Below are 12,786 nucleotides of genomic sequence, written 5' to 3' on the forward strand. Positions count from 1 at the left end.
GTAAAAAAATATTGTTAACCAACTTTTTATATACTAGGTGTTATCATATCTAAAACATGATGTAAAGGATTATATTTGAGATTATTAATTTTATTAATAATAACACTTAATATATTTGCGCAAGAACTAGGAAATTATATTGGGCCTACGCTATCTCAATTAAATTATCTTAACAATAAAAAAGAACTAAAATTATGTATTGGCCCTGATTCTATGCCCTTTGAAGATTTTGGAGAAAATGGCGAATATATTGGACTTACATCAGACTATTATAAAATATTTTCTAAAAATCTAAATATCCCAATCAATGTTGTACCTGTTAAAACATGGAAAGAATCTATAGACTTAGCAAAAGATAGAACATGCGATATTATATCAGCTATGCAGACAGAAGAAAGAAAACAATTTCTAAATTTTACAAGTCCTTATTTAATTACACCTGTAGTAATTGCTACAAATAATGATAAACCTTTTATTTCAGATTTCAAAGATTTAACAAATGAAAAAATAGGTGTACCTAAAAGTTATGCTTATGTTGAAGAACTAAAAAAAATCTATCCTAATATAAATTATGTTGAAGTACCAACAATAAAAGATGGTTTAAAAAAAGTTATAGATGGTGAATTATATGGACAAGTTGGAACCTTAGCTAGTATTGGATATTTTTTTATCACAGATTTTATAGGTTCTCTTAAAATTGCAGAGAAAACAGATAAAGTAAATTTAGAATTAGGAATAGGAGTTAGAAATGATGACCCTATACTTTTTGATATCTTACAAAATCAAGTAGAAAATATTGATGAATCTTTTCATAACAAAGTACTGAACAACTGGATAAATATTAAATATAATACTTCTATTGATTATACTTTAGTTTATCAAATCCTATTTCTAGTATTTATTTTGGCATGTTTTTTTATATATAAACAATTACTTCTAAATAAATATAATAAAAAATTAATAAAAGATGTTGAAGAAAAAACAAAAGATTATAAAATCAAAAATGAAGAACTAATTAATTCAAATCAGAATTTTTTTGATTTATTAAATACAGCCATTGAAGCCATTGTAATATTTGATGATAGTAATACTCTTGTTAAGTTAAATAAATCAGGGAAAATCATGTTCAATTATTATTTTGATGAAGAATCTACAAGTAAAAAAATATCTGATTTTATACCAGATAATTTCCTGTTTGAAGTGAATATTAAACTAAAAGATGAAATATTTGAGCCCTTTGAAATAAACCTACTAAGAAGCGATAAAACTATTTTTCCAGCTTTAATTTCAGGAAAAACTATTTTAATAGAAAATAAAATTCATACTATTTTATCTGTTGTAGATTTAACTCAAATTAAACTTCAAAATGAATTTATTCAACAACAAGCAAAACTGGCACAAATGGGTGAACTTCTAAGTATGATTGCACATCAATGGCGGCAACCATTAACTGCCATCAGTGCTGCGAGTGAAAACTTAAAATTAAAATTAATTTTAAATCAAGTGGACAATGAATTAATACAAGATACTACAGAAGATATAAATAAATACACAAAATATTTAAGTAATACAATAAACGATTTTAAAAATTTTTATAAAACAAATAAATCACGGGAAACAACAAATTTAAATGAAATGGCGGAAAAATCATTAAATATTATTGAAGATTCCATAACATATAAAAATATAAAAATTATTAAAAACTTTAATTCAAGATCAGATATTAAAACTTATATGAACGAAGTAACACAAGTTATTTTAACTCTTTTACAAAATGCAGAAGATATTCTTTTGGAAAAACAAACGCAAAATCCATATATAAAAATAAATACCTTTGAAGATGATGAATATTTATATTTACAAGTAATTGATAACGGTGGAGGAATTCCCCAAGATATATTAGATAAAATTTTTGATCCTTATTTTTCAACTAAACATGAAAAAAACGGTTCAGGATTGGGATTATATTTTGCAAAAAGTATTATAGAAAATAATTGCGATGCTTTATTAACAGTAGAAAATAATCAAGATGAAGCTGTTTTTACAATAAGATTTAAAAAAGAATAAATTTTTATTTTAATAAATTTATCAAATAAAAGTATTGCTTCGTTATAATTTGACTTTAAAAATATAAATAAGGATAATTATGGCAAAAATAGGAATATTAGTTGCTAGTTCTAATAACAATCAAAAATTAGGATTAAAACTTAAAGAGTTAGCACTAGGTCAAAATTGTGAAGTAGAATTAATAAATTTAGTTGATTTAAGATTACCTCTTTATAGTACAGTTGAAGAGCAAGAAAATGGAATTCCTGAATCTGCTTTGGATTTAGCTACAAAAATATTAGAACTAAAAGCTTTTATTATTGTTGCTCCTGAATACAATGGTGTTATGCCTCCTGTACTTAATAATGCAATGGCGTGGACTTCTAGAGCTACAAAAGACTGGAGAGATGCTTTTAATGAAAAAATTGTAGCCCTTGCTACTCACAGTGGTGGTGGTGGAGCAAAAGGTCTTCAAGCTATGAGAATTCAATTTCAACATTTAGGTGCAAATATTCTTGCAAGAGAAATTTTAACTACTTATGAAAAACCTTTAAACGAAGAAACTGCAATTGCTATGATAAATACACTTGCAAAACTATCTGAAGCTTAAGAGAAATCTTAAGCTTTAAAATCTATTTTTTACACAATTTTGTCTCTCAAATGTAATTTATTTTATGCTAAAATTTTCTTATGAAAGAAAAAGTATATGTCCTAGACACAAATATCATCTTACAAAATCTTCAAAATCTCTACAAAATTTCAGACAATAAAACTAACCATATAGTAATCCCAGAGACAGTTCTTCTTGAATTAGAGGATAAAAAGAAACTGACTAGTGAACTAGGATTTTATTCAAGAGATTTTGCAAGATTATTAGCAAAGATGAAAATAAAAGAGGTTGATTATAAACTTGGCTTTAAAGTTGTGAAACTTTTTAATGATGAGATTAATATTGATATTATTTCAAAAGATAAATATGACACTGTAATTGAGCAAATACATATTTCTGAATCAAATGATAAAAGAATCATAGAAGTTGCTTCAATAGCCCAAGAGTATTACAAAGGCTGCCAAACAATCTTTTTATCCCTTGATGTATATGCAAGGACATTTGCACTATTTAAAAGCATCAAAACAGAAACATTGCATGATGATAAATCAACAGTTCCAAAGTTTAATTTTGTAAAAAGTATGGAATTGGATTCATCTTTATTTAATAGTTTGGAAAATAAAGATATTAGTCTAATAGATAAGGAATATGAGCCTGAGAACTTTGCTTATAGTTTTGAAAGCAAAGATGGAAATACTGAATATGCACTTATTATTAATGGGAAAATTGATGTTCTAAAAGAGAATGATTTTAAATCATTAAATGTAAAACCTGTAAATTTAAAACAAAAACTATTTACAAAAGCAATATTGTCAAATATGTATGAGCTTTTAGTTATTGATGCAAAAGCAGGAAGCGGAAAAACTTTAATGTCAGTGGTAAGTTCAATGAGACTTATAGATCTAGGACTATATGACAAAATAGTATATGTTAGAAATTCTATTGAATCCCTTGATAAAGGTGCTGATATTGGATATTTAGCAGGGAATGATGAAAAATTTAGAATCTATAATATGGCTTTACAAGATACCTTAGAGTTTATTGCAAAAAAACATCTTAAAAAAAGTGAAAATAAAGAAAATCAAGAATCAATAGAATCAAAAATTAGTGAATTACAATCAAGATATTGTATTGAAACTTTATGGCCAGGTGAAGCTAGAGGAAGAACACTAAGTAGTGCTATTGTTATTATGGATGAGTGGCAAAACTCAAGTGAAAAAACAACACAGTTAATACTTTCAAGATTAGATGAATCTTGTATGGCTATTGTAATTGGCTCAAATAGACAAATAGATAACTTATACTTGAATAAGTATAATAATGGTCTTACAACCCTCTTAAAACAAACAAATGTGCTACATCCTGAGCTTAAAATGTTTGCAATAGAATTAGAAAAAGCAGTTCGTGGTAAATTTGCTCAGTTTACTGAAAGAATTTTTGAAAATAGAAAAGATTGATAAAAATTAATTACTAATAAAAATAGAACTTCTTAGTTCTATTTTTTAGAAGAACACTTTCCTTCACTTCCACAGCCACAGCCACTTTTCCCAAATGTTTTTTTAAGAATAAAAAACAAAGCTAATAAAACAATTGCATATATAAAATAGTCTTCCATATTCATCCTTTATTTATTGATAATAATTATTAGTATAATATACTCTTTGTAATTAATTAGAAATTAATTCACATATTACTTATAAATTAAGCGATAATAAAAACTAACAAAATTATAATATACAATAATATAAACAGAATATTAAAAGGAAATCAAATACAAAATAGATTAATAAACGACACTATATACAATCATATAGAGTACACAAAACTTGAAGATAAGATTTTACAAACTAAAATAGTAAATAGATTACAATTTATAACACAAAATGCACTGGCATACTTTTCATATCCATCAATTACAACTAAAAGATTTATTCACTCTTTAGGAACTATGCATTTGGCTTCTTTTATGTTTAAAAATGCCCTTTTAAATGCTGATAAAAAAACAAAAAATGATTTTCTATCTTCCCTAAAAAGAGTTATAAAATTAATAATCAAAGAAGAGAGTATAAAAGTTACAATCGATGATATGGAGTATTTTGATAATAAAGCTTTATATCAATTCACAATTCCTACAAAATCAAAATCACAAAGAGCAGCATATTCTGTATTTCTTCAAACATTAAGAATCGTTGCCCTACTTCACGATGTTGGACATTTACCATTTTCACATCAAGTGGAATATGCTTTAAAAAAAGTATATAACAAAATAAAAGATAAAGAAGAAAATCAAGAATTACTTTGTGCAAAAGAGCTAAAATTCAAAGAAAATTATGAAAATATAACTAACAATAGTAAAGATGTATTACACGAAGCTATTGGAGAAAATCTATTAAAACTTCTTTTTGATTATGAACTTGAAGAGTTAATAGTAAAAACCCATGAAAAAGAGTATATAAGGCTTATTAAAAGATTATGCATTTTAATTCTTGAAGAGCAAGTTTATGAAGGCTTTGATTTCAAAGTTTTACACAATTTTATAGATAGTACAGTTGATGCGGATAGGCTTGATTATATAAATAGAGATATGCTTGCAAGTGGCTATATAACAGGTCCAAATGACCATATAAGAATCACAAAACAAGCTGTTCTTGTACAAAAAAAAGAAAAGTTTTATTTGAGTTTCTTTGATATGAGTTTAATTGATATAGAGCATATGCTAGAGATGAGATTTAATCTTTATAAAAAAGTAATCTTTAATCATGGTATTGCAAAAACAGATACTTTACTTGAAAGTGTTGTTCAATATTTAGCTACTAAGTATTTTGAAAGTGTTGACATAAATGAAAAAATTTCAAATAATATTTCAATGTTGTGGAATTTCAAAAATAAAGACAATGTGGAAAAAGAGCTTGATATTATTTCTATGCTTGATGAAAACTGGTTAATTTCTTTATTTAAAACAAAATATTTTGAGATAAAAGATAAAGAAAACCCAACACAAGAAGATATAAAATATCAATATTGTTTTGAAGAGGTTTTATTTGGAAAAAGAAGATTTAGAAGTCCTTGGAAAAATCTAAATGAATTTTATAAGGTATTAGATTTTACAACAGTTGAAAGATATAAATTTAGAGAGAGCTTTGGATATATAACTGATATTAGAGCAAAAAAACTTCAATTAGAATTAGATAGATTTATCAAAAGATGGGAAGAAAAAGAGGATAATCTATATCTTTCTTATCAAATAGTTTCTTTTAAACTAGGAATTGCAAAAGAGTTTTATTTATATGATGGAGAAGAATTAATAAATCTTGATGAAATCTCAACTTTAAGAAAAAGATTAAAATATTCTATGAGAAATACTGTTCCTTTTTATTTATATTCAAATAAAAAATATATAAATGAAGAGATGAAAATAGAATTAAGAAATATATTATTTGACATTTTTGGGGAATGAAACAAATAGTTATTTCGCTAAAATAAAAAATATCAATTCAAAGGACAGATTTTGGATTTAACAAGTTTAAGAGCGAAATATACAACAAAAGGTTTGGATATAAAAGATTTAAACCAAGATCCTTTTATGCAATTTGAAACATGGTTTAATGAAGCTATAAATGCAAAATTAACAGAACCAAATGCTTTTTCTCTAGCAACCGTTGGAAGTGATATGATGCCAAGTATTAGAACTGTATTACTAAAGATATTTGATGAAAAAGGTTTTGTTTTTTTTACAAATTATAAAAGTACAAAAGCAAAACAAATTGAAGAAAATCCAAAAGCTGCAGCTTTATTTGCATGGTTAGATTTAGAAAGACAAGTAAAAATTGAAGGAAGTATTGAAAAGATTTCTAGTACTGAATCTTTAAAATACTTTTTATCACGTCCAAAAGGCAGTCAAATAGGAGCTTGGGTTTCACACCAAAGTGAAGTTATAACTTCAAGAAGTTTACTAGAGCAAAAATTTGATGAGATTAAAAAAAAGTTTTTAAAAGGTGAAGTTCCTTTTCCATCTTTTTGGGGTGGATATGCAATAAAACCTATACGAATTGAGTTTTGGCAAGGTGGACAAGATAGACTTCATGATAGATTTTTGTATGAACTTCAAAAAGATAATACTTGGACTATTTCAAGACTTGCTCCATAAGAATAAATATTACAAAATGAAATTTAATTTCGCTTTTTGATATTTTTTAAGTAAAATAAACTTATAAAATATCAGGAGTTTTAATATGATATTAGGTAAATGCCCCTATTGTAAAGCAAATGTTGTAGCTATTAAAAGTACAGCAAATGGTAAAAAAGTAAATTTATACACTTGTGAAAATGCAAAAAAAGAGTACGATGATAGTGATCAGTTTGTCTTTACATCTGATTCAACTTGTACTTTTAGAGTATATTCAAATGTGTTTTTAAGATGGAATAAACGAAGTTTTTCTAAATATGAAATGAAAAAACTTTTAGAAGATGAACAAGTAATTATTAGACTTCATGGAAGACGTGGTACTTCTGAATACTTTAAATATGTCATAACAGATAAAGAGTATGGAGTTTCTATTTTATGGGATGAAGAAGTAGAGAACGAGAAAGAAACTTTCTCGTAATAAATATTAATCTCTTCTTGAAGTTGTTTCTAATAAGTGAAATCCAAAATCAGTTTTAACAGGACCATGAACTACATTTATTGCTTCATTAAATACTACAGCATCAAATTCAGGAACCATTTGACCTTGGAAAAAAGTCCCTAAATCCCCACCATTTGAACCTGATGGACATGAAGAATATTCTTTTGCAATATCTTCAAATTTTTCACCATTTGATATCTTTTCTTTTAATTGTAAACATAACTCTTCACTATCAACTAATAGATGTCTAGCTGTTGCACTTTTCATTATTTTTCCTTACACTGTATAAAATTTAGACGGATTGTATCATAAGCAGTTGATTAAATTTCTTAATCAAAAAAATTCTATTGAATTTTTTCCTTGTTTTTTAGCTACGTACATAGCTGTATCTGCTTGTTTAATAATATTTCTAACACTAACTGAAGAATCGTTAAATAGGGTAATCCCTATACTTGGAGTAGATACATTTTCATGCCCATCAATGTGAGTAATTGCATTTAATGAATCTTTTATTTTTTCTGCAAGATTTAGTATATTTATCTTTGCATTTTCCTTATTATTTCCAATATTATCAAGTAAAATAATAAATTCATCTCCTCCAATTCTAGCAAGAGTGTCTTCATCTCTAATTACTTTATGTATAGTTTTAGAAACCATAACAAGTAATGAGTCTCCAACATCATGTCCTAAAGTATCATTAACTTCTTTGAAATTATCTAAGTCAATAAATATTAATCCACCTACTATTTGATGTCTAACTACTTTTGTAATTGCATGTTCTATTCTATCAAGTAATAGTAATCTATTTGGTAAACCTGTTAAATTATCATGAGTTGCTTGGTATTCTAGAACTTTCTCTTTATCTTTTTGTTCAGAGATATCAATATATTGACCTAAAAAATGAGTGATAACATTATCTTGATTTTTAATTGCTGTAATAGTTGTTCTCAAAGGTATGATTTCGCCATTGAATTTTCTATTATAAACTTCACCACTCCAAAAACCATTTTTCCTTAAATCGTTCCATAATTGATTTCCAAACTCTTTATCTTGGTGATTTGATTTAAAAATTCTTGGATTTTTACCTATAATATCACTTCTTGAATATCCCATAACATTACAAAAAGCATGATTTACTTTTATTATTTTTCCTAACTCATCGGTTATTATCATAGGTTCACTAGATTCAAAGGCAAAAGAGGTAATTTTTAGCTCTTTTTCTTGATTTAACCTATTCTTTTCATAATCAAATTTTTCTAAAATATGAGATAAATCACTTACTAGTTTATCAAATAACACTTCACCTTCATAATCAAAAAATTTGTTTTCATTTGAATATATTACAAAAACAGAAACAACCTCAGCAAATTTTTTAATAGGAAAAGCTGCTGCTGATTTTATCCCAAATTGTTTCGAATATTTGAAAAATACAGAGATGTTATTATCTTCAAAAGATTCAATAATCACATTTGATTTACTACTAATTACTTTGTTAATCAAATTATCACTATTTAATTGTCTACTTTCATCAAGTCTCATTAAAAGTAAATCTTTTAAGACTCCCTCTTGAGCATATACTTCATCTTTTTTTACAACATCATCATTTTCATCTTTATTTTCAATATCATAAATAAAACTAAATACCATACTTGGATGTTTAGAAATAATCTGATGTATTTGTGAGTATAAATTTTCTTTTGTATTATTTTTCAATAAATACTTGTTTGTGTCATTAAGTAATTCATACACTTTTTTCTGTTTTTCAAGCTTATCAAAACTTATTTGTTGTTTGAAAATTATATTCTTTAGTACAAATAATAAACTAATAAAAGTTACAAAACATATAAATAAAAATAATAAACTTACATTTTGATCAATAAATGCTGTTTTTTGAATATCTTTTGTAGTTTTCTCTAAGTTAGCAATTATAATACTACATATTTCATCTAGATCTTCTATTCTTTGAGTAGAAATTTGCAACCATTGATCTAAACTTATTGAATTATTATTTATATTATTTTCTATATTCAATCTTATTTTATCTATTTTATTTGTTAATTCTTTTGGTATTATCTCATTATATTTATTGAAAATATCCATAGAAGAATTTTTAATAAAATTGTTAAAACTTTCTAATTGATATGATTGTATTTTTATTAATTCATTTTTAACTTTATTATCAACTTTTCCTTCATTTATAATAAAAGAAATTAATGCACTTTCCATTACAAAAGATTCTTTATATACTAGAAAATGGTATATATTTATAAATTCTTCATTGAAATTTGATGCGGATTTAATTGATTTTATTGATGAAATTGATTCTAAAAGTATATTATTTATATCAGAATATTTAGAAAGAATATCCATTTTATTCATTGCTAGATTTTTTACTTCAGCACGTATTTCATCTAATTCATGAAATTTTTTTTGAAGTTCTTTAATTACAGTAAATATTTCTTTTTGCTCAGGAACATCTAAAATATAGGTATTTGCATTTTTTAAATAATTATTAAAGTCTAAATCACTTGTCTTTTTTTGTTTCTCTAATTCAAGAGTTATACCCTCGTGTTTTGCATCATATAAAATAGATAAACCTCTTTCTTTTTGAATAGAGTATATTAGAGTTTCTGACATTTTCATATATTGCAAGTTATAATTGGTTTTATATATTTCATCCAGTAGTTTTATTTTATCAAGAACTAGTACCGTACTAAAATATAAAATACCCAAGGCAGGAAGGGTAAAAATCATAATAATTTTTAAAAACAATGTATTCTTAAACACTCTTAACCTCCCCATTTTTTAATACTTATTTATTATATTTATTTCTCGTAAATTCTATACAATTTACCTTTGATTTTTGATTTAGATAATTTATCTAGAACATAATCAATTTTTTCTTTATTGATTGCAACATAAGAAGAAAAATCTAAAATATCAATTTTCCCGATATCACTTTTATCTAAACCAATACCAGCTGTTAAAGCTCCTAAAATATCTCCTGCTCTTAACTTGTGTTTTTTCCCACCATTTATAAAAATAGTTCTTTGAGGTGAGTCGATTTTATAAGATAAGTCATCTTCAATTTTTGATACATCTTCCTCTTGGATATCAGGGAAAGTATCTTTAATAATATCATATCTATCTAAATCATTTTGCGTATATAAAGAAACAGCTAAACCACCTTTTCCAGCACGAGCTGTTCTTCCAATTCTGTGAGTATGAATTTTCTCATCCAATGATAAATCATAATTAATAACTAAATCCACATCATCAATATGTAAACCACGTGATGCAACATCTGTTGCTATTAAAATAGGATATGATTTATTTGAAAATAAAATTATTGTTTCATCTCTTTGTTTTTGTTCTAAATCTGAATGAAGTGTTAAAACATCTAAACCTAAAGCATATAAATCATCTGCTAATTGGTCACATTTTATTTTCATATTGCAAAAGATCAAAATTGATTTTGCTTTATTTGATGAGATAATTCCTGGAATTAAAGCTGTTTTATTATCTTCTCTTACTTCATAGAATTTTTGTTTTATATAAATTTTTTCTTCATCTTCGATTTTAACAAGTACTGGATTTTTTAATACATTTGAAGCTAGTTTTTCAATATTTTTTTCAAAAGTTGCTGAGAATAAAAGTGTTTGTCTTTTTGTAGGTAATGAACTTATGATTTCCATAATATCATCATAAAATCCCATATCTAACATTTTATCAGCTTCATCTAAAACTAAAGAGTTAATATTTTCTAAGTCAATATTATTTTGCTGTATATGTTTTAATATTCGCCCAGGAGTTCCTACAAGTATATGTGCTTGATGGCTTAAAGATAAAACCTGAGGTTTAAAAGGCATTCCTCCACATAAAGTCAAAACTTTCATATTATGAATATGACGTGAAAGTTTTCTTAGTTCTTGTGCAATTTGATTTGCAAGTTCTCTTGTTGGAGCTATTATTAAAGATTGAACTCTAAAGTTTTTAATATCTAATTTATTTATTAAAGGAATACAAAAAGCAACAGTTTTACCTGAACCTGTTTTTGCTTGTGCAATTAAATCATAGTTTTCTAAGCTTAGAGGTAAACTTTTTTGTTGAATTGCTGTTGGTTTTGAATAACTTAATGAATCTAAATTTGATAAGAATTCTTTTGATAAATTTAATTGTGAGAATTTTTCTACTAAAATGATAAAGCCTTTTATAGTTTTTTTCTATTATATCAAAACTATAAAGTACTTTATACGAAAATTTAGTTATTTTTCTATTTTTTTGAAAAGATAAGAGATTGATAAAATTATTACTAGAACTATTCCTAATCCTACATATTTAAAATCATCACTTAAGCTAAGTATATATTCACCTGCTGAATAACTTAAATATCCAACGACACAAGCCCAAAGAATTGTAGCTAAGACATTAAAAAATGCAAATTTTGTTGCTGAATATTTTGTAATTCCCATTGCAAGGGGAATTAATGTTTTTATTCCATAAATATATTTCTGAACAAAAACTACCCAAGAACCATATTTTCTCATCATCAAATGAGCTAGAGCAATTTTTCTTCCATATTTTTTCATCATATCTTTTGCATAATTTTTATTTTTCCTAGCTAAAAAGAATAAAAATTGATCTCCTAAAAAGTTAGAAATACCTGCAACTAAAATAGATACATAAATATTTAAATCACCTGCGTATGATAAAACCCCTGCAAAGATAAGACCTACAAATCCTCCACCAAATGAGTATAAAAATAAGGCAACATATCCCCAGTCTTGGATTAATTGTTCCATGAAATTAAGCCTTTATTTCGAAAATTTCTAATGCTTCAATTACATCATCATCTTCAATGTCTACTAAATGCTCTTTTATGTTTTCTAATGCTTTTTTAGCAATATACTCTTTTACTTTTGCTCTTACATCATTTATATCATCAATGATTACAAAACCACTAAATTGGATTGTATTATCATAACAAAGTAAAACACCTTCACAATTATCTTCTATAAATTCACTAATTTCTCTATAGTTGATTTCTAAAGCACTTGCATGCCAACCATAATCTTCAAGAACTTTATCTTCAAACATTTCAACACCATCACTTTGGTGATCAAAATAAAGCATATTATCTTTATTCATATCAATAATATTTTGCCAGTTTGAAACAGGTTTGATTTTACAAATTGTTCCCAAGATATTTGGCTTATAATCAGCAAATAAATTTGATGCAATTGCTTTTGCATCAAGCATTGATGAAATTTGTTTAGGAGTTATTTGTTTAAAAATTACAGCTTTTTTCTTTACATCATTTTCACTAGTGTAAATATTTCCATCAACATCAATGATTATTGGAGTTTTTGAACTATGTAAATTTAAAATTTGTGTAATATCGATATTAAGTTCTAAATCTTTTATATTTATTTTTTTCATTTTAAAATATCCCTTTAAATTAAGATTGCGCGATTCTATCTAAATATATATTAAATATTATATTTA

General features: G+C 25.4%; 12 protein-coding genes. 6 read left to right on the forward strand and 6 right to left on the reverse strand.

All coding sequences use genetic code 11. From position 1 onward, the window contains the following. Positions 1 to 75: 75 nt before the first annotated feature. The 3 genes from AACT_RS10335 (at position 76) to AACT_RS10345 (ending at position 4,113) form a co-directional block, all read left to right on the forward strand. Positions 76 to 2,067 carry a transporter substrate-binding domain-containing protein gene (locus AACT_RS10335; RefSeq protein ID WP_172126723.1) on the forward strand — a complete coding sequence of 664 codons (1,992 nt, stop codon included), beginning with the start codon at positions 76 to 78 and terminating at the stop codon, positions 2,065 to 2,067. A gap of 79 nt (positions 2,068 to 2,146) precedes the next feature. After that, positions 2,147 to 2,656: an NADPH-dependent FMN reductase gene (locus AACT_RS10340; protein ID WP_172126724.1), complete on the forward strand. Its 510-nt coding sequence runs from the start codon at positions 2,147 to 2,149 to the stop codon at positions 2,654 to 2,656. An 80-nt stretch (positions 2,657 to 2,736) separates the two neighbouring features. Further along, positions 2,737 to 4,113, forward strand: coding sequence for a PhoH family protein (locus tag AACT_RS10345; RefSeq protein WP_172126725.1), 1,377 nt, complete (start codon positions 2,737 to 2,739; stop codon positions 4,111 to 4,113). Positions 4,114 to 4,151: 38 nt separating this feature from the next. Here the strand turns inward: AACT_RS10345 and AACT_RS15730 are convergent, their stop codons facing one another. Next, entirely contained in the window at positions 4,152 to 4,271 is a 120-nt protein-coding gene (locus tag AACT_RS15730; protein ID WP_430385337.1) for a FeoB-associated Cys-rich membrane protein, read from the reverse strand. Between the two features lie 351 nt (positions 4,272 to 4,622). On the opposite strand from AACT_RS15730, the gene AACT_RS10350 reads away from it, so the two are divergent. The 3 genes from AACT_RS10350 to AACT_RS10360 all read left to right on the forward strand — a co-directional run bounded on the left by AACT_RS10350 (position 4,623) and on the right by AACT_RS10360 (position 7,260). Beyond that, positions 4,623 to 6,113, forward strand: coding sequence for an HD domain-containing protein (locus tag AACT_RS10350; protein WP_228720476.1), 1,491 nt, complete (start codon positions 4,623 to 4,625; stop codon positions 6,111 to 6,113). Between the two features lie 51 nt (positions 6,114 to 6,164). Continuing rightward, positions 6,165 to 6,803, forward strand: coding sequence for a pyridoxamine 5'-phosphate oxidase (pdxH, locus tag AACT_RS10355; RefSeq protein ID WP_172126726.1), 639 nt, complete (start codon positions 6,165 to 6,167; stop codon positions 6,801 to 6,803). Between the two features lie 85 nt (positions 6,804 to 6,888). Beyond that, a complete protein-coding gene (locus AACT_RS10360) occupies positions 6,889 to 7,260 on the forward strand; it encodes a hypothetical protein (protein ID WP_172126727.1) in 372 nt (123 codons plus the stop codon). Between the two features lie 6 nt (positions 7,261 to 7,266). Here AACT_RS10360 and AACT_RS10365 read toward each other — a convergent pair whose 3' ends face one another. From AACT_RS10365 to AACT_RS10385, 5 genes are all read right to left on the reverse strand, one after another. Beyond that, a complete protein-coding gene (locus AACT_RS10365; RefSeq protein ID WP_172126728.1) occupies positions 7,267 to 7,548 on the reverse strand; it encodes a peptidylprolyl isomerase in 282 nt (93 codons plus the stop codon). Between the two features lie 66 nt (positions 7,549 to 7,614). Next, the gene (locus AACT_RS10370) at positions 7,615 to 10,068 is read right to left on the reverse strand and encodes a diguanylate cyclase domain-containing protein (RefSeq protein WP_228720477.1); all 2,454 of its coding nucleotides are present in this window, start codon (positions 10,066 to 10,068) and stop codon (positions 7,615 to 7,617) included. A gap of 38 nt (positions 10,069 to 10,106) precedes the next feature. Continuing rightward, positions 10,107 to 11,495: an ATP-dependent RNA helicase DbpA gene (dbpA, locus tag AACT_RS10375; protein ID WP_346726266.1), complete on the reverse strand. Its 1,389-nt coding sequence runs from the start codon at positions 11,493 to 11,495 to the stop codon at positions 10,107 to 10,109. Positions 11,496 to 11,546: 51 nt separating this feature from the next. After that, positions 11,547 to 12,083, reverse strand: a complete 537-nt coding sequence (locus AACT_RS10380) for a DedA family protein (protein WP_172126730.1) — start codon at positions 12,081 to 12,083, stop codon at positions 11,547 to 11,549. Between the two features lie 4 nt (positions 12,084 to 12,087). Beyond that, positions 12,088 to 12,720 carry a hypothetical protein gene (locus AACT_RS10385; RefSeq protein ID WP_172126731.1) on the reverse strand — a complete coding sequence of 211 codons (633 nt, stop codon included), beginning with the start codon at positions 12,718 to 12,720 and terminating at the stop codon, positions 12,088 to 12,090. Between the last annotated feature and the right edge of the window lie 66 nt (positions 12,721 to 12,786).

The sequence above is a fragment of the Arcobacter acticola genome, assembly GCF_013177675.1.
In the GTDB taxonomy this organism is placed as follows: Bacteria; Campylobacterota; Campylobacteria; order Campylobacterales; family Arcobacteraceae; genus Aliarcobacter; species Aliarcobacter acticola.